Here is a 21,964-nt window from a genome sequence, read left to right on the forward strand (position 1 = left end):
TTGTTATTAGCGATAATAACAGGGCCTTTAATCTCGTTAAGCGTTAGTTTCAGTTGTTGCTGTGCTATCCGATTCTGTTTGGCTCGTAGGCTTCATTCCTCCGCCGCCATGGCCGCCATCGCCTTTAAACGGGAAATTGCCGTCCACAATGCTTTGGGCCCGAGCTGCAGCATCTTCTTTCTTCGCAGCGGCTTCATCTGCCGTCAGCTTGCCGGCCTTTACCTCTTGATCGATTTGAGCGTTAATGGCGGTCTCAATCGCACTGACTACGGAATCCTCGCTAATCCCTTTCTCTTTTGCAATATCGGCAATCGTTTTGCCGGCCTTCAGCTCTGTTTTCAGTTCATCCTCCGTAATGCTCAGCGCGGTTGCAACGACATCCAGGTTTTGACCAAAGCCGCGTCCTTTGCGTCCTTCACGTCCTTGAGCAAGCTGATCGGAGTTGATCATATTGTCCAGATTAGCCGTAAACCGAGTTTCTTCGTTCGCTTGACGCTCTTCGAATGCAGCCGTCAGCGCTGCTTTCAGATCATCGCTCGATACGCCTTGCTCCGCAGCAATTTCAGCAAGCGTGCTGCCAGCGGCAAGCTTCTCGTTTAGCGCATCACGGTCAAGCTTGAGCAGCGTAAGTACCGAGTCGGAGATGAGGTTTCCGCCAAACCCGCCTCGGCCATGCTTGCCTTCTACCGGTTTAGCTGTATCCGTTTGAACCTGCGCCGTATTTTTAGTAGCGGAAGTTGTATCTGTTGCTGCAAATGCGCTTAGCGGAACCATTACCGCCAGAGTAGCCGTAATACCGATTGTCTTTAAGTATTTGTTCATTTCCATTTCCTCCTTGGGACTTGTAGGTTGTCTTACAGGACCCATTATGGACACGGTACCTTAAACGGAACTGAAATGAACATAAGCTAAGCCTATAAATTTCCTGAATTTTTCCTTAAAAGGATTATTCGAATAAAAGAAGGATATGCGGGGAGCCGCACTGAAGGTGATATGTGCTGATAATTGGTTAATTCATTTTATATCGTTTACTAGGAGAAAAAAGGAGCGGATAATCATGTCCTTGATTCATGACAATGTAATCGTATCGTATGAAGTGGATTTGCAGAACGATCGAATAACCCTGCATACATTAAATGAAGCATCGTTGCAGCAAACGGATATTGTGTATACCGATGTGCTCTGTCATAGTTTCGAGCATCAGATGAAACGGAGTATTATTCTAGCGATTACGGAATATCAGATATCGAATTTCATTGCAGGTAATCTTGGAATGCTACAAAAAGGCAAGGACTACGGCTGGCCCGTTTTCTTTGAGACCATAGATGAGCTTGAGAAGACGTTAGTCGAGGGCAAATACAGATACTTTAATCTATTATCCTCCTATGGCATGAATGGTTGGGTGCTGGCGAGAAACATTGAGATCGTTCCCCGCTAGGGATTCTTCAACACGCTTGTCCATAACTCAGTAAAAATCCTCCTCATGTAGCACAATAAGGAGGATTTTTTATGCGCTGCTTAGAAACAAGCTATAATAAACGAATAATAGAGCTCCGAATTCCGGTATGCATTCTCCTGATATGGACTGGATTTTATGTGAGCGCCATCCTACCATTAGAATGAAAACGCTTACTATCCATTAAGGGGGAGCGATAATGTTCAAGCTGATTATCGTCGATGATAACAAATACGAACGAATGGGTATCAGGCAAGCGGTGGACTGGGCCGTGCTTGGAATCGAAGTCGTCGGTACCTTCGCTAACGGAGCGGATGCGCTCGCGAGCGTCGGCGAGCTTCATCCCGATTTGATCGTGACCGATATCGCCATGCCAATGATGAACGGAATTGTGCTGGCGGAGCGCGTGAGGGAGCAATATCCCGCTATAAAAATCATATTTACGAGTTGCCATAGCGACTTCGAATTCGCTAAATCCGCCGTCAACCTCGGCGTTTACGGTTACGTGCTTAAGCCGATTATTTCCGGAGAGCTGGAGGCCGCGGTGCGGGGCGTGCTGGAGGAGATGACCGAACGGGAGCGGATGGAGAGGGAACGTGCCGGCATGCTGCGTCAGCTCGAAGGCATGCTCCCGCTCGTGCAGGAGCAGTTCTTTAAGGAGCTGCTGCTCGGCAATTTTCGCGACGAAGGAGACATACGCGAACGAATAGACTTCCTTCGCGTATTTGTACCGAACAATTCGAGCTTCGCGGTTCTTGCTCTTGATGTCAGGGAGAAAGAGGAGAAGACGGGCGGAGAATCGTCCCGAAGCATCGTCGACGCCTACTATCAGTCGTATACGATCAAGAAGGCGGTTGTCGCGCTGGAGCAACGCGCGAGTATCGGAACGGCTGCTGAAGGAGCGGGTTCGCCGCCGCGGGAAGCATCCCGTGAACGCCGTGTTTCGGCTTACCCGGTGCAGATGGCGGGTGACTCCTTTTCCGTGCTGCTATTCGGAGAGTCCGATCAATTTCTGGAGACGGCGGTGGACCTGCATATGATGATCGCGGAGCGGTTGAACCGCTCCGTCATCATCGGCATGAGCCAGACTTCGGCCTCTCTTGCCGACATGGCGGAGCTATACCGCCAAGCCCGCCAAGCGGCATTAACGACCTTTTACGAAGGGAGCAGCCCGATTATTGCGTATTCGGAGATCGAAGACCGGGCGGAGCGAAGCCCGTTCGACGCGGTGCCGGGTCTCGAATCGTTGTACGGGGACGTCAAGGCGCTGCTCTCTTACGGCGGGGAAGAAGGTATCGACGAGTTTCTGGACAAATATTTGATCGTTCCCGGAGGAGGAGCACCTAGCGAAAGCTACGTTAAGGTGTTCGTCTTTATGACGCTGAATTTGGCCAGCGTGCAGCTGGAAGAGGCAAACAAATCGTTTCGGATATTGCTTGGCGAGGAGCCGGCGGTCTGGAGCAGGGTTAACGGACTCTCCTCCGTCAAGGAAGCGAGAGGGTGGCTGCGACATATCTTAAGGGAGCTCCGGGAGCAGCTGACGGAGCGCAATCCGACCAAGAATCAGAAGGTCGTCGATCAAATACGCGAAATCATCGGACAACGTTACAGCGAGCCGCTGACGATCGAAGATATTTCCAAATCCGTCTATCTGAGCGGACGGCATGCTAACCATATCTTCAAGAAGGAGACGGGGCAGACGATCTTCGATTATTTGATCGACTACCGGATTGGCGTCGCCAAGGGGCTGTTGAAGGAGCAAGACAGCAAGGTGGCCGTAGTCGCGGAAGAAGTAGGGTATGTTAACACCTCTTATTTTTGCCTGGCCTTCAAAAAAAATGTCGGCATGACCCCGGCGGAATATAAAAATAAGGTCATGCTGCGATAGATCGCCGCATGTACCCTGGGAGGGGCAGGGCAGCATGTTCGGAAAGTGGAAATACCGTCACAAAATCGCTTCCATTATTTTTATCTTCTCGCTCATTCCAATGCTCATTCTAGGTTCCGTGCTGTTTTTCAACGTCTGGAATGATAAAGTTGACGCCATCCTGGAAAAAAATGAAGCCCAGCTCGCCGGAAGCGTGACGGGAGTCGATAATATGCTGACGTCTAACGTCGACAAGCTGCTTTTCATTAACAGCAACTTTTATATTAACAACTATCTCGAAACGAAGACCGATCAAAATCTGGTCGGCATCATATCGTTTAACGATTATTTACAAAGCGTTGCCGGTGCAGTCAAAGCGGATATGTCGAACGACAGCGTCATTATCTATTCGCTCAGCGAGGACACGCTGAATGGCGACTATTTGCGCAGAATCGACTCTCTGGGAAACTTCGAGCCGGATGGAGGAGGCCAGCTCCGGCGGGATATTCTGGCCTCGGATACCGGCAGCATTATTTGGAGATTGGCTACGCTTAAGGGGCAAGGCTCATCGGAGAATCGGACTTTTATCTATCTCTACAAAAAAATGGCTTCTCTTCGCGGGCCGCTCGCCGTAACGGAAATTCGGGTTCCCTTCTCGTCTATCCAGAGATACTTCGATGTCGAGCTGCCGGAAAACTCGTCTATCGGGTTCGATTCCTCCATTGGGGGAGGACGGTTTCCTATTGCAGGTCTCGAAACCGAAGGGGGAGCCATTGACGCCGGTTCATCTCGTCATTACGAAATTCGAAATACGCTCAAGTCGGGGATCGGGGAAATTGTCATGAAGATTCCCAGGTCGCTGGTCATTCGGGAGCTGAAGTCTTATCTGATCGGAGCCGCTGCCATGTTGATCGGAGTCATGGTGATTCTGTTCGTAATGGTAGAGATCGTTTCGTTTTACCTGACCCGAAAGTTAGAGGTATTGTTCCGCCGCATGAATACGACCGTAGAAAATTTACTTCATAACGAGAATTTGCAATTCTCCACCGCCGATGACGAGTTTAGCCGTATGGGCAGCGTTCTCCATGAGCTAATGGTTCGCGTCCGCGATTATTATCAGCGAATCAACGCTTATGAAACGGAGCGCACCGTGCTGGAAACCCAACTTCTGCAAGAGCGCATTAATCCGCATTTCTTGTACAACACGCTCTCCACCATGAGATGGTTGAGCGGGGACGAGCGCATTCGCGGCGTCATCGACTCCATGGTGCGTTATTACCGTATCGCGCTTAATAAGGGCAGCAGCATTATTACTATCGATCAAGAGCTGGAGATGATGAACGAATATTTGAAGCTGCAGAAATTCGCGTATGGCATTGATTTCGAATATACGATTAGAATCCAGGAAGGGCTAGGCAACACGCCCATGCTGAAGCATCTGCTGCAGCCCGTCGTGGAGAATGCCGTATTGCACGGCATTAACGGGAGGGAGACTGGAGGCAGCATCGATATTCGCGTCGAACGAAAGCCTAATCCGGAGTTGTCATCCGACGAGGTATGGATCAGAATTTCAGACAATGGGGACGGCATCGATACGGAGAAGCTCGGCAGCATACTGAGGGGTGAAAGCGACAGCATGTATGGCGGTTACGGCATGATTAATACGAGAAAACGGATCGAGGTCTATTACGGGAAGCCGTATGATATCGATGTCCAGAGCGAGTCCGGTAACGGAACGACGGTGACGCTGCGCATACCGGCATCCGCATAAAAAGCAGGGTGATCGACTATCGACGGAAAGAAGAGGAGACTTTGGCGAAAGCGGAAGTCTCTTTTTGGCGTTTCTTCGGCACTGAAGCAAGCGCACGCTTTCTACTCCGATTCGGATTATGTCCGAATTCAGCTATAGGAGCTCCGTTTATTTACTATAACCACTTTCCGCAATGCACTAGAATGAGAGCAACACCTACGAGGAGAGGAGCTGGAACATGCGCAAAGAGATCATCTTCAATCATTCTGCCAAGCCGCCCCGAAGCAGGTTTATCCGGGCGCTGCGCAAAAACTCGTTCGGATACATGCTCATGCTGCCGTCCATCGTGCTTACCTTCGTGTTCGCTTACGTGCCGATGCCGGGCATTATCGCGGCTTTCAAGGACTACAACATTTTCTTGGGATTATGGAACAGCCCATGGGTCGGGATCGAGCACGTTCGGGAAATCTTCGAGACTCCCATGCTGAGGCAGGCGATCTTTAATACGCTGGAGCTTAGCGTACTGACGATTCTAGTAGGCTTTCCGGCACCAATCATTCTTGCTTTAATGATCAACGAGGTCAAGGACGGCCTGTTCAAACGATCCGTGCAAACGCTCAGCTATCTGCCCCATTTCCTTTCCTGGATCGCCGTAGTTGGTCTTGCCTACTCGTTCCTCGATCTCTATGGTCCTCTTAATGATTTGTTGCTTAAGCTATCAGGCGGAGAAGGCGAGAGAATCATGTTTCTCTCCAAACAAGAGCTGTTCCTTCCTTTTCTGCTTCTGCTAAGCGTCTGGAAGGAGGTTGGCTGGGGAACGGTCGTTTACCTGGCTGCCATCACTTCGATCGATCCAAGCTTGTACGAAGCGGCAAAGATCGACGGAGCCAACCGGTGGAAGCAGCATCTCTACATCACGCTGCCCGGACTTAAGATGACGACCATTCTGCTTCTGATCTTCACTCTCGGCACGTTGTTCAACAGCAACTTCGAGCTTGTCTACGGGATGCAAAACGCATTTATCAGCTATGACGTCATCTCGACAATCGTCTATTCGTCAGGCATTCAGCAGGGCAATTATTCGATGGCGGCAGCGGTAGGTTTCCTGCAAGGACTTGTGGCGCTTCTCTTGACTGTCGGAGCCAACACGATCGCCAAAAAAACGACCGGAATTTCGATCTGGTAAGGAGGATGCCCCATTGAATCATGAATCGCTGTCGTACCGCATCTTCAAAATCGGCAACGCCTCGTTGCTGATCCTGATCGTAGTCGCCATGGTGTTCCCGTATCTTAACGTTCTCGCTTACGCTCTCAACGATCCGACGGATTCTCAATTCGGCGGCCTTACCTTCTATCCGCGGGAGCTGTCGTTTGCCAACTTCGAGATGCTGCTTACGAACTCCGCCATTATCCAGTCGACGCTTATTTCCGTGCTCCGCGTCGTGATCGGCACGGCCTTCGCCCTGCTCGTTCAGTACACCTGCGCGTACGCATTCACTCTGAAAGGGCTGCAGGGTAAGGGAGCCATATTGATTTTCCTGATGATTCCGATGTATTTCGGCGGCGGTCTCATTCCCGTCTATCTGCTTTATTCGAAAATGCATCTGCTCAATAACTTCCTTGTTTATATCCTCCCGGTTTCGTTCAGCTTGTACAACATGGTCATCATCCGTTCGTTTCTGTATACGATCCCCGACAGTCTTGCCGAATCGGCGCGGATTGACGGAGCGAACGAGTTTGTCATTATGCTGCGCATCTACGTGCCGTTATCGATGCCAATCCTTGCGGTTATGGCATTATGGACGGCTGTTTATCACTGGAACGATTGGACGACGACGCTTTATTTCGTCACGGATCAGAAACTGAACACGCTGCAGTATATTCTGATGCAAATCCTGAAGGAAGGCGAGCGGATGGCGAGCATGTTCCAGGAGGCAATTCGGGCAGGCATTGCGTCCGGCACGAATACCCAGACACAGGTGACACCGCAGGCGATTCGGGCTGCCAACATTATATTGACGACCATTCCGATCGTTATCGTATATCCGTTTCTTCAGAAACATTTTGTCAAAGGGATTACGCTTGGAGCAGTTAAGGAATAGGGCGAGAATAACCACGGTATGATGCCGGATTTGGCAGGATAGTAAACAACACCCAATGCACGTCCGGCATGATATAGATGCAAATTCATTCTAGGGGGAGTAAGCATGAAATTAAGGATGCGCAATACGGTTATGCTGACAACGGCCGCAGTCCTGCTGATGTCGCTTACGGCAGGGTGCACGAACGACGGCAATACGCCGACAGAGACGGCAGCTCCAGCCAACGCTTCAAATGGAAACGCTTCCGGGGAAAAAGCCTATTACGACATGTACGATGAGGTAACCGACAGCTCCGAGCTGCCGGATTGGAAGGGCAAACAGCTCAAGCTGAAGATCTGGTATGCGCACGGCACGGGCGACGCTAAACGCCCGGTTCCAACGGAGGATATCGTTAGTCCGGAGATCAAGCGGGTAACGGGCATCGAGATCGACAAGGACGGCTCTTTCGACAACGGCGGGCAGGCAATTGACGTCAAACTCGGCATGATCAACGCGGCGAACGATTGGCCCGATCTCGCGTTTGTCACCGATTCCGGCATGGGCAGCCTTAAGGACATGTTTGCCGCGGGCAAGGCGTATGACCTGACGGAAGCGATCGAGAAGTATGCTCCGAATCTGCAGAAGCGCCTGAGCTTCGAGACGTTCCCTTACGTCAAACGTTTTTCGACCAATAACGATCAGGATGGAAGCATCTATTCGTTCCCGACGCAGATGGGGGACCCTGACCGATCCATGAAAATCATGGATCCGTCGTTTGTCACTCCGAACGCGCTCGAGGGTACGGACCAATTCGTGTGGGTGCGCGATGATCTATTGAAGAAGCTGTACCCTGAGGCCAAGACGCAGGACGAGATTGAATCGTTGTTCGTCGAGAAGGGCGGAAAATTCAGCAGAGAGGATATCTACGACGTTCCTGTCAAAACAACGGAAGATTTCAAAAAGCTTCTATACGATCTCCAAAATTTAATTAAAACCGAGAACATCACGGAGAACGGCAAGCCGGTCGAAGTGAGCTACGCGTTTGGCGGCCAAGACAACTGGGGCACGCTGGCCGTTCTGGCCAACCTGTATGGCCGAATTCCGAAAGGCAGCAACTATTTTACGTACTTTGACAAAGAAACGCAGCAGATCGAATATATGTTCCAGCAGCCGTTCTTCAAAAATATCGTGCATGACTTCAACCAATTCGTGCGCGATAAGGTGATGGACCCGAACTCGCTTGTCGAGAACAACGCGATGCACCTGGAGAAGCTGAATAACGGACAATACGCGGTAGCTTATCTGTACGATATGCCTGACGAGAATGTCATGAAAGCCGCGGGCAAAACGTACAGGTATCGCAAAGTGTTCCTGGATTCACCGGTCAACACGGATAAATTCATCTCGCCGATGGGCGGCGTCAAAAACAATATCGGCGTCGTTATTTTCAAGGACAGCGTGAAGGAAGAGGATCTGCCGCAGGTCGTCCGCTTCCTGGATTACATGGTTTCCGAGGTCGGCGAGAAAATGTACACCTGGGGACCAAAAAGCGCGGGCTTATTCGACGAGGTAGACGGCAAGCGCGTGTTCAAGGACAAGGATCTTGAGGATGCTATGGTTTACAACAAGGACAACGGAAAGTCGCTTCAATACAACCTGGCGAACACAAGATTGGCTTCAACGAACGTGTACGGCAGCGGCTGGCCTTATTATCCGACCTACATGTGGGGCGGTTCCAAAGTATCGCCGTTCTACAGCTACGACCGGGTCATTTCGCCTTCGGAGGCAAGAAACTTCTTCGATCCGGGCAATCTGCCTAACCATTCGTACTCGGATCTTGGCATACCGATCAATAACGACATGCAGATCTGGAATTTCTTCGGCGTCGTGCCGGAAGCCGATCAGTTCTGGAAAGGCCGCGACGCTTTCGAGAAAGCGTTGACCAAGACGCTTGCGGCCCGCGACGATGCGCATTTCGAAGAGCTGTGGAAGCAGTTCAGCGAGATCGCGAAGAAAAACGGAGGCAACGAGGAGCTGCGGAAAAAGATCGACGATTATTTCAAAACGGCGAACAAAGATCAGCTTGAATCGCTGAAATAAAAGTCTGCGGCTATTCAAGCTATCCGGACATCAATCCCCCTGCCTGACAACCTCGCCCCTAGTGGCGAGGTTGTCAGGCAGGGGGTTGCATATACGCGAATTGGAAACCGCTTACAGAACGACAAACCAATCTGTTAGGAGGCTAACTGATGTACGCAACGCTTGGAAGGCAGTATCGCAAAAGCTTGTCCCAAATCCTTGTCCTGGCCATGTTATTCACCTTGATAGCCGCGCTAGATGTCCGGCCGGTTTATGCGGCTAACGCTCCAAAGATTGACCGGTTATCGGATGCGGTGCAGGCTGGCAAAACGTTTACGATCACGGGGTGGGATATGACGGCATCCTCGCAAGACGTCGCGATCAAGCTGGATTCGGCCAATACGTCTCCGGCTGCGCCACCGGCTGACGCCCTGCACCCAACCATTATCCAGAGCGACCGGAAAGGGAATTACGTCACGGTGACAATGCCTGGCGGGGTGGCCGCGGGCGTCTATAACGTATGGGTCAAAAACGCCACGGGCTGGAGCGCTCCGGCTAAGCTCAATGCGGCGCGCGCGCTCTGGATTTCCGAGAAACAAGCCTGGTCCAGCCAAAAAATCACGATCGTCGGCCGGAATTTCGCGGGCTCCGAATTTGGAGCAGGGAACGGAACCGTGGTTCGATTAAAAAACAGCTCAAACGCGGTGAACCAGACCATCACGTCCGGCAATGCGTATATGGCCGAGTTTTCTATCTCGTCTAACACACCGCTGGGCACGTACGACGTCGAGATCTCAAGCGACGGCGGCGTGCACTGGAGCAAGCCGAGCAGCGGGCAGCAGCTGCAGGTCGTCTCCGCGGGAAGCGACCCGCTGGGGCTTGGCGTTGCTTGGGCGGGCAACTTCAACTGGGCGAACCAAGTGAACGCGAGCTCGTACGGCGCAGCTCCTAACAGCGGGGTCGACGAGACTGCCGACATTCAGGCTGCCATCGACGCTGCGGGCACAAATCCGAACGGTGGCGTCGTGTATCTGACAGACGGAACGTACCGGATCACATCCTTGCATCTCTCGCGCAAAGTCGTCCTCCGCGGCCAGAGCCGCTCGGGTACAATATTGCAGTATATAGGGACGGGCGGCGCCACGGCTATCGATAGCAAAACGAACTTCGGTCAGGTCGGCGTAGCCAATCTGACGGTGACCATCGCTCCCGGCCACACGAGCCGTCCGGATATTTTCCTCATACTCGGCTCTCCGTGGGAGGTATTGGACGGAAGCGGCAATCCGACTTATCCGGCAGGCAATGTATTGCAGCGCACGGCCGAGCAGATGTTCCTTAAAGGCGTAAAGATCGATTATGATCTTGGCACGAACGGCGCCCCAGGGCAGCGCGGCTTCCCGATGATGACGCTCGGCAAGGAACGTTTTCTCGTTGCGGACAGCGACTTCCGCGGTTTTGCGGGTTACGCTCATAACTATGTCAACCAATATTCTTCGTTTACGAACTCCTATATGGAATTCAGCTTCGGCGTCTACATTAATACGGCGGAATATTACATCGCGACGGGCAATACCCTCATCGGACATACCGCCGTCAATGCCGAGAAACACGGATTGTCGGTGCGCGCCAACAACTACGTGGCGGACAATACGATCGTCGGCATGCGCTCCGTGGCGAGCGGGCTTGTCGAGGGGCACGATAACGACGGCGAAGCGATCATGTCGGAAGCGCCGGGCGGTTATTTCAACTACGGAACGGTTAGTTCGGCAAGCGGACTTAACGTCACGGTCAGCGCGGATCGCGCGCTGGTCACGCCGACCGTCATGTACAGCTATCCGGCTATCCAGATTATCGACGGAACGGGGCTCGGACAACTGCGCAGAGTAACGGGCATCTCCGGCAATACGATCACGGTTGACAAGGCATGGGACAAAATGCCGGACGGCACGAGCAAATGGACCCTTATCACGCCTAACGAACATACGACTGCCTACAACAATACGATCACCGATAACGACAAGGGCATCTGGTTGTTCGGCAATGCCTATGACAGCGTAGTCGCCAACAATACGTTTCTGGATTCGGAAGGCGTCTTTATCTGGAGCGTGGATGTCAAAAACGCGAACGAATCCAGCCTGTCGCCCAACTACTTCAACCGGGTGACGGGCAATGTCCTGACGGGCGTTTCTCCGCTTAGCAAAAACTCGGGCGTGGGAGTCGCTTCGGAGCGATTCGACAACGGCGGCGGCCATTACTTCGCCGTTCAGGCGTTCGGCAACGAATTCAGGGGCAATGACATATCAGGGACGAACGAAACGCCCGTCGGCAATAGCATAACGGAAGCGCCGTCCTACAATACCGGCATCTATATCTCCACGGCGGATATCGGCTATTACGACGGCAATAACGACGTGAGCGTATCAGGAGACACGACAAATACGATCGTAGAGGACAATACCGTCCGGAATAAGGAGTATGCCGTCACTCTGACCCATAGCAGCTATGGCACGGTGCTTGCAGGAAACAAAACGGCCAATATTACCGGCAGCTTCGTCAGAGATACGGGCTCGCACAATACGCAGAGTGCCAATAACGCGGGAGCGGCAGCCTCTCAGTCTACTGCGGCCGCGCCTACTTTCACCCCGGCGGCGGGATCGTACAGCGCGCCGCAGACCGTGACGATCGCTTCGTCGACGACCGGAGCGACGATCCGCTACACGACGGACGGCAGTACGCCGAATGCGGGCTCGCCGATCTACAGAACGCCGCTTACCGTATCGCCTTCACAGACCGTAAAGGCGATGGCAAGCAAAGCGGGCATGCTGCAGTCAGCGGTATCGACGGCAGCTTACACGAACTCGGGCGGCGGTAACTTGACGCTGCAAGCGGAAAGCTATGCCGATATGAGCGGCATTGTCAATTTCGGCACCACGATAGGCGATCTTCATGACGGAGACTGGATCAAGTTTAGCAACGTGAATCTGGGAAGCGGATTTGCAACGCTGCGGACTCGTTTCACGAACGGCGATGTGAGCGCCAAGACGGCCGAGATCCGGCTGGATAGTCTGACGGGCACGCTCATTGGTTCGATATCGACGCCGCCGACGGGAGGCTGGAGCAATTGGGTGGAGACGACGAGTTCGCTCGCCGGAGCGAGCGGCACGCACGATATTTACATCAAGTTTTCCGGCATGACCGACTTCGACTGGTTCCGCTTCGAGGATAGCGTAAGCGCTCCGACACCCGTAACGATTCAAGCGGAGAGCTACAACAGCAGCAATAGCGTCTCCAATTATGTTACGACGATCGGAGGCTTGAATTCGGGATCCTGGGTAAAGTATAGCGGCGTCAATCTCGGCAGCGGCTTCACGCAGTTGAAATTCAGATTCGCGAACGGCGAATCCACGACCAAGACGGCGACCGTGCACTTGGACAGCTTGAGCGGTACGCAAATTGGAACCATCACGACGCCTGCTACGGGCGGATGGAGCAATTGGACGGAAGGAACGGCTTTGCTCACGCCTGCGAGCGGCATCCACGATATTTATATTTTGTTCTCGGGCGCAACCGACTTTGACTGGTTCCGATTCGAATAAGGGAGAAGAAACGATGACAATGGCACCTATTATGCTGCTGATCGACACTTCGATGGCGGCTCAACCTGACAGCATACGGCATGCCGTTGCCGATATCGCGGGACATGGCTTCGACGCAATAGCGCTTGAATTTCGGAATTGCAGCTACAGCGAATTCGACGAGATCGGTCAGAGAGCCATGCGCACGGCGGAGGAGGAGGCCCGAATGCACGGCCTCGCCTTCGTCCAGATTATACCCTGGCCGGGATTGCGGCTCCTCAAACATCATCCCGAGGCTAGACAGAAATGGATAAGCGAGCATGAAGGCTCCATTAGAAACGGCAAGCTCGAAATCAGGCTTAACGATCTCGAGTCTGCCGGACATACCGATATCCGGCCTGTATACGAAGGGATCGCCAAAGCGTTTCTCGTCAAGCGGGAAGGCGGAATTATTCGGGAGGCAAAAGATATTACCGCGGAATTAAGGGATGTCCGTCTGGTCATTACGAGCCGCTCCGATCTAAGCGGAAGGTATGGGGAGGACGGCGACTTGCTGCTCTATGCGTCCTACTCGACCGATTATCCCGATTTTGCGAGTGCTGCCATGGCCGAGTCCATAGACGAAACGCTTGCTTGTTACCTTGGAATGAAGCTTGACGGCTTCGCCATCGACGAATTCGGAGCCGGCAGCAAGAAGGAAGACGTCTATTTAGGCGGAGCCGCTTTTTTGGAAGCTTTTCGCCATCGATACGGCTATGAATTTCTCGACCGGATTTATCTGATGCGGCACAAGTCGGCGGACGATCGCTTGGGCAAGCTTCGTTTCGACTATTACAATTTGACGATGGAGCTGACGTACCGGATCCAGAAAGAGCTGAAGGAGCGGTACGAAAAGCAGCATGGAAAGGCTTCCTTTATGGGTTTTCACAGCACGTGGTGGGGAGAAGGCAATTCCGGCGATCTGTGGGCGGGCAATATCGACTATTTTAAGCTGACGGATAACCTAAGCGGAGGTTTTGTCGATGCGCAATACGACGCGGAGCGGACGATGCTCTCCATGACGATGCTTGCGGAGTCGCTTGCGAAATACTCGGACAGCGGGTTGGCGTACAACATGTGCTGGGACCGGGAGCCAACCTCCGGAAAAATGACGTATTACCATCGTTTGCTTGCCGCCCGCAACGTACGCTGGGTCGCTCATGCCTACGGACATTCCGGACCGTTCGGACCCGGCTATCCTCATCACCCGACGTGGGCGATAACTAGCCGCTGCGTTGCGATGCAGAAGGCGATGCAGCGATTTGTCGGCAAAGCGGTCAGCCGTCCTCGAGTCGCTTTGATGTATGCATGGGAATCGGTCGCCTATCGCAACGATTCGTTTATGCATTATCACCGCCTAAGCCTGAAGGCGCTGCTGCATAAGCTGATGCTGCGTCACGTGGAGGTTGATGTCGTGCCTGCCTATGAAGAGCAGCTCTCACGCTACGACGCGTTGATTGTGCTTTGGCCGGCGATGCTGCCGGAGGCTGCATGGGAGCGAATTCGGCGATATGGCGAGTTGACCGGGAAACGTTTGATTGTTATCGGGCCGCCTGCGGTTTGCACGACGGAAGGCAGGAATATTGCAGCTGAATTCGAGGAACTTACCGGAACAGCGGTTCATGAGGGCGACCGAGGGGAAATTGACTATTCGGGCGAATACGAATACGTGGCTTGGGATCTATGGTTTACGAGGGACCGGATCCCGATGAAATGTTTTCCGTTCTCCGTTGCAAACGGAGCAGGAGATACCAGGGTGACGATCAGGCATGACGATCTGGCCATCGCGGCGCGAAGAGCCAATGTTGACTATTATTCGTTCGAGCTGCCGCTTACGCCATACTTCGAGTCTCTATTGCATGATCTTGAAGAATACAAGGAGCTGCATTTGCCTCCGGGTGTTCTTGCCAAAACCTCTTACGATGATGACGGGACCGTATTGACGTTACTTCCGCGTCTGGGCGGGGAGTTAAATGTGTCGTTCCATTACGCCGGCATCGCGTTTGATATTCATGGCGGAGGTCTAATCGGCCTTAAAATCGCCAACGGACGTCTGACGGCAGCTATCGGAGAAGAAGGGTCGGAGCTGTACGCAAACGGCGAGCGGGCAGACGATTCGTTGTTTGAAAAGATTGCTAGGCTTGTACCATAGAATTAGCAGCCGGGAATATCGTGAACGCTATATTATATCCATTCAAAAAAGGCAACCGCTCAAGCGGTTGCCTTTTCCCATACCCTTATAAAGCTTCAGTCTTATGCTGCCCCGGCAGCGGCTTTATCTGGCAAAGCCGCTCCGTGAAGGCGGAGCCCCAAATAGCGACGCCAATAAGCGTTAACGTTGCGATAATAGTTAAGAAGAGCGGTGAAATGACACTGTAGAGCAGAAGCGAAGCCACAAGCACGATAACCCCGACGGTATAAGGAGCGGAGATCACGCCTGCTACAATTCGCGTAAACAGCATGTTTCCAAGCAGATAGAGCGCCGGCCCCGCGATGATAACGAGAGCGGTCTTCAGCTCCGTGTGACCGGTTGGATGCGCAAGCACCAGTTCATCTGCTACGGCGGACAAGATAATGCCTGCAACGAGGAGAAGATGCGTATAGGTGTAAGCGGAGCGGGCAACACGGCCCGGATCGTCGGAATGCGCGATGAAGTGATGGCCTGTTTTGGCTGTCATGTTGAAATAAATCCACCACATGGCGACGGAGCTTATGAATGCAATAACAAATGAGCTTAAGGTAAGGAGATCCCATTCTAATTCGGCGAAGGTCGCCCCCGTGACCAGAATGGATTCGCCAAGCGCAATAATAATGAACAATCCGCAGCGCTCCGCCATATGCGAGCCTTCCACATCCCATACGGTAGTTGGCGTTTTGCCAAGTCTAGGCACCCAGAAGCCAAGCGATGGGGAGAGGTACTCGATAAACAGCGCGATAGCCCATAGGGCAAGCCGATTCTCTTCATGCGCAATTCCCCCGGCAATCCAGAAGATGCCGGAAAATGCCAGCCAACTCATGATGCGGATGAAGTTAATGCGGAGCTCGGTGGAACCTTTTTGCAGAACCCAGACGGTATAAGCGGTTCTTCCCACCTGGAACAAGGTGTAGGCACAAGCGAAATAAATGCCCGTTTTCTCAAAGGCTTCCGTTAAGGAGCTCGACATGATTAGTCCGACCAGCATAAGTCCAATAAGCATAAACCGGACGCGCGTCGTTTCCGGATTCAGCCAGTTCATCACCCAAGCGGTAAAGATCCAGACCCACCAGATTGCCATGGTCAGGATGCCGAGGTGAATGGCGCCTTCCAAAGTGAAATTTTTCAGAAAGGAATGGGATAACTGGGTGACCGCAAAGACAAAGATTAAGTCAAAAAACAATTCGATAAAGGACACTTTACCGGAATCGCTGCTGCCCCTGCTGCGGAACAGCATGGCGTCTGTTGCTATTCTCTTCATTCGTTCTCTCCTTCGTCCAATGGGCTCCATAGTTTTCGTCGATTGTATCATGTAAGGATGATTGAAGTAATCCCCTTAAGGGAATATTTCCTATGGTGCTGCTTTTTCGATTGTGGTCATTTCATTCGGGAGCGGAAACACAAGCGCAAGATTCAGGAGGGAATGCAAGTGATATCGAAAGAGTTGTATAAGACAAGTGTTAAGGCAGTTGGAGGCCGTGACGGCAAGCTCGAATCGGACGATGGCCTGCTGTCCATCAACGTTCTGCATCCGAAGGAGCTTGGGGGCCCGGGAGGGGCAACCAATCCGGAGCAGCTGTTTGGCGGCGGGTATGCCGCATGCTTCGAAAGCGCGCTCAATCTGGTATGCAGGCAAAGACAAATCAAGCCGGACAGCACGTCGGTGACGGCGCGAGTGACTCTTGGCAAAGATGCGGAGGACAATTTCGAGCTGGCCGTTATACTCGACATTACCTTGGCTGGCGTGGAAAGAAGCCAGGCGGAGGACATTGCGAAAGCGGCGCATAATGTGTGTCCGTATTCCAGAGCGACCCGCGGCAATATCGACGTCCAATTAAACGTGGTTTAGCTTTAACCCTGCTAGATTAAGCCCATCTGATCATTTGATCGGGTGGGCTTTTCCATGTCATCGCTATATTCTGGCTTTTGGGATTTTTACTTAAGCTGACTGCATGGTATGATTTTTGTGCCAGTACGAAAAAAGCGAGTTAGAGGGGGATGAGCCGGAGGCGGCTTTGTCTCCATTCCGTCAGATGGCGATGCTCTCACGCATTCATGAGCTGGTATAGCAGAACTCCCAATTTATTATTTCGACGCATTCACCAATTATTATGGCGTACCCGCAATCCACGATTTATAACTTGACACCAGTCGGGTTCGAGTCTAAGCAATTGGAAGAGACGGATCATTACATCATCATGAAGCAGTTTCTGAATAATACCGAGCAGATGATTAAACATCTGATGGACTAGAAGCTTTCGCCGAGTGGCGAAGGCGTTTAGTTATCTATTTAATCATTTTTCTGATCTGAACTAACTCATTAATATAAAAATCAATCTGCTGCTGCACAGATTCGGTTTGTCTCAGCTGATCAACCTCGGATCGTGATTCGGAGAAGGTCTCCTCTTCCAATGCCCGAAGGGCTATGCCTGCAGCGATGGCAGCAATGCCGTCACCTAACGTAGCGATAATCGCGCCAATATATCCAAGACGGGCGACGATGAGGTCAATGGAATCATTATTGTTTTGATTCTTGCTGTCGTTGCTGCCATTTTTATTGTGACTCATGAATCACGTTCACCTCGCAAAGCTTCTTCTGTTCCCTAGATAACAGCCTATGCAGAAGCGGTTGGCAGGGTATGGGCGCGATTGCCGCACATGGGGCAGAAGCGGTTGGAACCGCAAAAAAAAAGCGGTAGACCAGACTTGATGATCAAGTCCCGGTCTACCGCTTTTTATTGGTTCCGTTACAGCTTATTTCGCTGCGTTCAGCGCTTCTTCGAGGCGATCCCATGTTTCGGTGATGCCTTGCAGCATGCCCATGTCCATAACGGTCTTGAGCGCGTCGCCCGAAGCATAGACAGCGCGGTTAACAAGCTTCGTAGTGCCGTCGCCCAGATCAACGAATTCCAAGACGATGTCCGTTGCGGGCAGCTCGGTATTGATAGTGCCTTCCGCATCGGAGAAGTAATCGGTATAGCTGAAGCTGTTTGGCTCGTCAATTTCCTTATAGACGCCTTTGCCCCATGATTCCATGCCGTAAAATTCCCCTTGGCTCTCATCCATGCATTTCATGCAATAATGCCATACGCCGCCAGGACGGAAATCGATCTTGCAAACGGGCACTTCCCAGCCTCTAGGTCCCCACCAGTTCTTCAGATGCTCGGGCTCCTTGAACATCTTGAACACCAGCTCGCGCGGCGCGGCGAATACGCGCTCCAGCACCAATACATTCTCGTTTTCCACTCTTGAAACCATTGCGTTTGTCATTTGAAATCCTCCTCGTTATTTGGTTTGGGATGTTGGTATTGTTCGCTCTTTTGCAGCTCCTGCAGATACTTCTCCAGGTTGTCGTACCGTTCTTCCATAATGCGGCGGAAGGAGTTAACCCATGAATCCAGCAAGTGGAAGGGCTCGGGCCGGAGCTTGTAGTATCTTCGATTGGCATCAGCTTTCACTTCCACGATTCCGCTATCACTAAGCACCTTCAGATGCTTGGAAGCTTGGGGCTGTCTAATCCCCAGCCGGTCGGCGATTTCTCCTACTGTCAGGGGACCGTCGCGCAGCAGCTCAACGATGTTCATCCGATTGGGCTCAGACAATGCGCTCAGCGTCGTCATATCCAAGCCCGGATTATGTCCTGACATGCCGTTCACCTCTTTATGTGATAGTATCTCTTGTTGTTGATTTAAATATACACCACAGGGAATATTCCTGTAAAGGAATATTTAAAATATTTTTCGTTTACTTCATCCTTACCCGGTATAGCAGGGAATTTAACGGTGGCCATAGAGTAAAGCAGCCGATTACCGCGAATCAGCCGCTTTTTGTGCTACCAAACTCTTGATTTGGCCGTATGAGGGTATAATAAGAACAAAGGGAAGAGGGAGAAGCGTATTGGAATGAAAACAAACCGGAAGCAGAACACGTTGTTGCTGCGCGCCTTTGTCATCACGATTGTTATCCTGTTCGTATTTGGCTGGATCGCGCAGCTGGTCAGCCAGCGGCGGATTGCAGCATTTGACGATGCCATTATAGATGTGATTCGCAGCAATCATTCGAATGCATGGACGGCGTGGATGAAGGGCTTTACCGAGCTTGGATCGGAATTTCTAGTCATTCTGATTATCGTTGGTTTTGCAGTGGTGCTTGCGTTGATCGGCTATCGGAGAGAGCTTATCTTCTATCTCGGCGTTATCGGATGCTCGGCGCTGCTGAATCTGCTGCTGAAGACGGTCTTTCAACGGGCAAGACCGGATATTAACCGGATTGTGGAGGCATCGGGATTCAGCTTCCCAAGCGGACATTCAATGTCGGCCTTTACGCTTTACGGGATTACGATCTACTTTCTATGGAAGCACTTGAAGTACAGATGGATGCGAACGGTGGTTATTCTGATGGGCACCGCGTTAATCCTGATGATTGGCATCAGCAGAATCTATCTTGGGGTCCATTATCCAAGCGATGTAATCGGCGGGTATTTGGTAAGCGCGGCTTGGCTGATGATGAGTATCGGGTTATACGAACGTTTCCTGGAGAAACGATGGATTTCCCGGAAATTCCGGCTTCAGGGGGAGAGTAATGAAGGACCGTCCCATACCTAGGATGGTCCTTTTTCATGCGTTGCCGATCATCTTTTCCTCCACATAAGCGGCTTCATAAGATGCAGGAGAGGAGCTGCGAGCTTGCGGCGCGTTTTTTTGAAATCGCCGTCATGCTTTACATACAGTCCCAAACGGATCGCCCGTTCGATTTCGGCTTGACGCATTTTGTACAGTTGATCGAAGGTATGGTAGTCATTGTAATCGTAAGACATGATGAACATCCCCTTTATTTGAGGTCCAAGTACCTCTTCTTGTTTTCATTATGCAGGTGAAAGAATGAGGTAAAAAGTGTAGAATATGTGCAATAGATTTCCCCTTTTAGCGAGGTGAGAAGATTGGTGGCATTGGAGAGGTATTTGACTTTGTACAATCGTTTTGCGGGCGAGCTTGGGGCGGGCGCTACGGCAGAGGCATCCCTGGAGCAGGTGGCGGAGGCGTTATTTTGCACGGAACGCAATGCCAAGCTTGTGCTTCGAAAGCTGACGGAAGAGGGCTTGATTGACTGGAGGGCGGGGCGGGGCAGAGGCAACCGCTCGCATATTACCTTCCGGGAAGACCGGGAGAAGCTGCTGCTTGATTTGTCTCGGCAGTATGCGGAGGACGGGGAGTACAATAAGGCATTTCATCTTCTGCAAACTTTTGGGGACGGAACGGCGGCGAACGAGAAATTTATGGACTGGATGAGCGGCAGCTTTGGCTTCCGCAAGCAGCCGGGCAAAGAAGCCGACGTGCTTCGCCTTCCGATATTCAAGACGGTTATGACGCTGGACCCGGCGGATTTCGTGTATTCGTTATGCTCGCATATGATTCAGCAGATATTCGACCGGCTAGTGCTGCTGGAGCAGTCGACCGGACAGATCAAGGCCGGGATCGCCCATTATTGGGAGCATAATGAAGATGCCACCGTATGGACCTTCCATCTGCGGAAAGGCATTCTGTTCCATGGCGGACAGGAGCTGACTGCGGGGGATGTGGTCTTTACGGCGGAACGGCTGAGAAACGGCGGCAAGCGCAACAGCTGGATCATGCGTTCCTTGCGGACGGTCGAAGCCGTATCGGAGCGAATTGTGAGATTTCATTTGGTCAGGCCGAACTGGCTGTTTCTGAAATACGCTTCCTCTAACGTTATGGCGATTCTGCCTGCCGGGTTGATGGGGCAGAGCGAAGAGCAGTTCTGGAAGAAGCCGTCCGGTACCGGACCTTTCCAGGTTGAAGAGTGGAAGGACGGGAAGCTGCTGCTTGGGGCGAACCCTCATTACTACCAGTCCCGGGCGCATCTGGACCAGGTTGAGATCGTCCACGTACCGCAGGCGGAAGCGGTAAGAGCGGGAATGATCAACTGGCAGCAGCTGATCTGCGATCCAACGCTGAGAGACGTAACGGCAGAGAACGGCTGGATTCAGATCGAATCCAAAAGCTTATGTACCAGCCTGCTCAGCTGGAATATGCAAAGAGTTGGACCGCAGCATTCGGACGAATTCCGCCGTATCACGAACCGGCTGATTGACCGGAGCGCCATGATCCGGGAATTATCCGGGTACAGGGATTTCCCGGCGAAAGGATTTTTCCCCGAGCTTATGGCTGTCGATGATCCGGCTGAGGACTGCCTGGAACCGGAGGAGGCTCGCAGGCTGCTGCTGGAAGCGGGGTATGACGGAGCTCCGCTGTTCCTGTGCGCGCATCCGGGTCATGCGGAAGATGTGTACTGGATTCAAGAGCGTCTCCGCCGTGCGGGTATTCAGGCTGAAGTCCGGATTGAGGCGCCGTATACGATTCACGAGGTGCTGCATGAGGTTGATCTCTTATTCCATGCGCTGGTCTTTCCGGAGGAGGAAGTAAGCCTCATTGAAGGCTGCGAGCAGGAAGGAAGCTACCTGAAGGAGCTGATGAGCCCGGAGCTGTCTCGCTGGACGATGGAAAGCTTCGATCGGGCGCTGGCAAGCGAGGATCCCTCCATTCGGAAGGCCATCTATACCGCGGTTGAAGAGAGATTGAAGGAGGAGCAGCAGGTCTATTTTCTGCTTCATATGAAGTTTCATACCGATTATCATCCTTCGTTAAAAGGCGTGCGGATCAATTCGCTTGGCTGGATTGATTTCAAGGATATTTTTCGTACCTCATAATAGAAAGGAAGAAGAGGCCGTCTCAAAAGGTGATCGCTCACTATAAAGACGGCTCGCATAGGTAAATAAAAACGTTTTTTCATGAAAATATCGCTGCAGAGGGTTACCCTTGCAGCGATATTTTTGCTCTTGCTGCTTTCTTCAGCAAGTTATGGGCAAGGGAAAGCCACCCGACCTCGAGGCTCACTTTCGGCAA

Annotated in this window: 17 protein-coding genes and 1 pseudogene; 12 read left to right on the forward strand and 6 right to left on the reverse strand. The window is 52.1% G+C overall.

What is annotated here, in order from left to right; translation table 11 throughout:
- Positions 1-36: 36 nt before the first annotated feature.
- Complete coding sequence (locus tag M3194_RS27815) at positions 37-822, reverse strand: hypothetical protein (protein ID WP_251657382.1); 786 nt, start codon at positions 820-822, stop codon at positions 37-39.
- A 235-nt stretch (positions 823-1,057) separates the two neighbouring features.
- On the opposite strand from M3194_RS27815, the gene M3194_RS27820 reads away from it, so the two are divergent.
- From M3194_RS27820 to M3194_RS27855, 8 genes are all read left to right on the forward strand, one after another.
- Entirely contained in the window at positions 1,058-1,438 is a 381-nt protein-coding gene (locus M3194_RS27820; RefSeq protein ID WP_251657383.1) for a hypothetical protein, read from the forward strand.
- Between the two features lie 217 nt (positions 1,439-1,655).
- Complete coding sequence (locus M3194_RS27825) at positions 1,656-3,344, forward strand: response regulator (protein WP_251657384.1); 1,689 nt, start codon at positions 1,656-1,658, stop codon at positions 3,342-3,344.
- A gap of 34 nt (positions 3,345-3,378) precedes the next feature.
- A complete protein-coding gene (locus M3194_RS27830; RefSeq protein ID WP_251657385.1) occupies positions 3,379-5,094 on the forward strand; it encodes a sensor histidine kinase in 1,716 nt (571 codons plus the stop codon).
- Between the two features lie 217 nt (positions 5,095-5,311).
- Positions 5,312-6,259: an ABC transporter permease gene (locus M3194_RS27835; RefSeq protein ID WP_251657386.1), complete on the forward strand. Its 948-nt coding sequence runs from the start codon at positions 5,312-5,314 to the stop codon at positions 6,257-6,259.
- A 13-nt stretch (positions 6,260-6,272) separates the two neighbouring features.
- On the forward strand, positions 6,273-7,175 hold the full coding sequence (locus M3194_RS27840; protein ID WP_251657387.1) for a carbohydrate ABC transporter permease: 903 nt from the start codon (positions 6,273-6,275) through the stop codon (positions 7,173-7,175).
- A 105-nt stretch (positions 7,176-7,280) separates the two neighbouring features.
- Positions 7,281-9,254, forward strand: a complete 1,974-nt coding sequence (locus M3194_RS27845; protein ID WP_251657388.1) for a type 2 periplasmic-binding domain-containing protein — start codon at positions 7,281-7,283, stop codon at positions 9,252-9,254.
- Positions 9,255-9,403: 149 nt separating this feature from the next.
- The gene (locus M3194_RS27850; RefSeq protein ID WP_251657389.1) at positions 9,404-12,829 is read left to right on the forward strand and encodes a carbohydrate-binding protein; all 3,426 of its coding nucleotides are present in this window, start codon (positions 9,404-9,406) and stop codon (positions 12,827-12,829) included.
- Positions 12,830-12,842: 13 nt separating this feature from the next.
- Positions 12,843-14,999 carry a hypothetical protein gene (locus M3194_RS27855; RefSeq protein ID WP_251657390.1) on the forward strand — a complete coding sequence of 719 codons (2,157 nt, stop codon included), beginning with the start codon at positions 12,843-12,845 and terminating at the stop codon, positions 14,997-14,999.
- 85 nt (positions 15,000-15,084) lie between these two features.
- On the opposite strand, the gene M3194_RS27860 is transcribed toward M3194_RS27855, so the two are convergent.
- A complete protein-coding gene (locus tag M3194_RS27860) occupies positions 15,085-16,302 on the reverse strand; it encodes a low temperature requirement protein A (protein ID WP_251657391.1) in 1,218 nt (405 codons plus the stop codon).
- A 162-nt stretch (positions 16,303-16,464) separates the two neighbouring features.
- On the opposite strand from M3194_RS27860, the gene M3194_RS27865 reads away from it, so the two are divergent.
- The gene (locus tag M3194_RS27865) at positions 16,465-16,890 is read left to right on the forward strand and encodes an organic hydroperoxide resistance protein (RefSeq protein ID WP_251657392.1); all 426 of its coding nucleotides are present in this window, start codon (positions 16,465-16,467) and stop codon (positions 16,888-16,890) included.
- A 148-nt stretch (positions 16,891-17,038) separates the two neighbouring features.
- Positions 17,039-17,293 (forward strand): annotated as a pseudogene (locus M3194_RS27870) (AAA family ATPase); the annotation flags it as partial.
- Positions 17,294-17,327: 34 nt separating this feature from the next.
- On the opposite strand, the gene M3194_RS27875 reads toward M3194_RS27870, so the two are convergent.
- The 3 genes from M3194_RS27875 to M3194_RS27885 form a co-directional block, all read right to left on the reverse strand.
- A complete protein-coding gene (locus M3194_RS27875; RefSeq protein ID WP_251657393.1) occupies positions 17,328-17,609 on the reverse strand; it encodes a translation initiation factor 2 in 282 nt (93 codons plus the stop codon).
- Positions 17,610-17,795: 186 nt separating this feature from the next.
- Positions 17,796-18,311, reverse strand: a complete 516-nt coding sequence (locus M3194_RS27880; RefSeq protein ID WP_251657394.1) for an SRPBCC family protein — start codon at positions 18,309-18,311, stop codon at positions 17,796-17,798.
- Positions 18,308-18,688 (reverse strand): ArsR/SmtB family transcription factor, encoded by a 381-nt coding sequence (locus M3194_RS27885; RefSeq protein ID WP_251657395.1) that lies wholly within the window; start codon positions 18,686-18,688, stop codon positions 18,308-18,310. The genes M3194_RS27880 and M3194_RS27885 overlap by 4 nt, the downstream gene beginning before the upstream one ends.
- A 255-nt stretch (positions 18,689-18,943) precedes the next feature.
- Between M3194_RS27885 and M3194_RS27890 the strand changes: the two genes are divergently transcribed.
- Positions 18,944-19,645: a phosphatase PAP2 family protein gene (locus tag M3194_RS27890; RefSeq protein WP_251657396.1), complete on the forward strand. Its 702-nt coding sequence runs from the start codon at positions 18,944-18,946 to the stop codon at positions 19,643-19,645.
- A gap of 26 nt (positions 19,646-19,671) precedes the next feature.
- Here the strand turns inward: M3194_RS27890 and M3194_RS27895 are convergent, their stop codons facing one another.
- A complete protein-coding gene (locus M3194_RS27895) occupies positions 19,672-19,857 on the reverse strand; it encodes a hypothetical protein (RefSeq protein ID WP_251657397.1) in 186 nt (61 codons plus the stop codon).
- 126 nt (positions 19,858-19,983) lie between these two features.
- On the opposite strand from M3194_RS27895, the gene M3194_RS27900 reads away from it, so the two are divergent.
- Positions 19,984-21,768 (forward strand): SgrR family transcriptional regulator, encoded by a 1,785-nt coding sequence (locus M3194_RS27900; RefSeq protein ID WP_251657398.1) that lies wholly within the window; start codon positions 19,984-19,986, stop codon positions 21,766-21,768.
- Positions 21,769-21,964 lie beyond the last annotated feature (196 nt).

Source organism: Paenibacillus glycanilyticus, from assembly GCF_023715145.1.
Classification (GTDB): domain Bacteria; phylum Bacillota; class Bacilli; order Paenibacillales; family Paenibacillaceae; genus Pristimantibacillus; species Pristimantibacillus glycanilyticus_A.

Excerpts from the sequence above, each read along its gene's own strand:
- M3194_RS27890 (WP_251657396.1), top strand. The coding sequence starts at position 18,944 with ATGAAAACAAACCGGAAGCAGAACACGTTGTTGCTGCGCGCCTTTGTC.
- M3194_RS27895 (WP_251657397.1), bottom strand. The coding sequence starts at position 19,857 with ATGTCTTACGATTACAATGACTACCATACCTTCGATCAACTGTACAAA.
- M3194_RS27830 (WP_251657385.1), top strand. The coding sequence starts at position 3,379 with ATGTTCGGAAAGTGGAAATACCGTCACAAAATCGCTTCCATTATTTTT.
- M3194_RS27885 (WP_251657395.1), bottom strand. The coding sequence starts at position 18,688 with ATGTCAGGACATAATCCGGGCTTGGATATGACGACGCTGAGCGCATTG.
- M3194_RS27845 (WP_251657388.1), top strand. The coding sequence starts at position 7,281 with ATGAAATTAAGGATGCGCAATACGGTTATGCTGACAACGGCCGCAGTC.
- M3194_RS27850 (WP_251657389.1), top strand. The coding sequence starts at position 9,404 with ATGTACGCAACGCTTGGAAGGCAGTATCGCAAAAGCTTGTCCCAAATC.
- M3194_RS27865 (WP_251657392.1), top strand. The coding sequence starts at position 16,465 with ATGCAAGTGATATCGAAAGAGTTGTATAAGACAAGTGTTAAGGCAGTT.
- M3194_RS27815 (WP_251657382.1), bottom strand. The coding sequence starts at position 822 with ATGAACAAATACTTAAAGACAATCGGTATTACGGCTACTCTGGCGGTA.
- M3194_RS27825 (WP_251657384.1), top strand. The coding sequence starts at position 1,656 with ATGTTCAAGCTGATTATCGTCGATGATAACAAATACGAACGAATGGGT.
- M3194_RS27855 (WP_251657390.1), top strand. The coding sequence starts at position 12,843 with ATGACAATGGCACCTATTATGCTGCTGATCGACACTTCGATGGCGGCT.
- M3194_RS27820 (WP_251657383.1), top strand. The coding sequence starts at position 1,058 with ATGTCCTTGATTCATGACAATGTAATCGTATCGTATGAAGTGGATTTG.
- M3194_RS27875 (WP_251657393.1), bottom strand. The coding sequence starts at position 17,609 with ATGAGTCACAATAAAAATGGCAGCAACGACAGCAAGAATCAAAACAAT.
- M3194_RS27835 (WP_251657386.1), top strand. The coding sequence starts at position 5,312 with ATGCGCAAAGAGATCATCTTCAATCATTCTGCCAAGCCGCCCCGAAGC.
- M3194_RS27880 (WP_251657394.1), bottom strand. The coding sequence starts at position 18,311 with ATGACAAACGCAATGGTTTCAAGAGTGGAAAACGAGAATGTATTGGTG.
- M3194_RS27860 (WP_251657391.1), bottom strand. The coding sequence starts at position 16,302 with ATGAAGAGAATAGCAACAGACGCCATGCTGTTCCGCAGCAGGGGCAGC.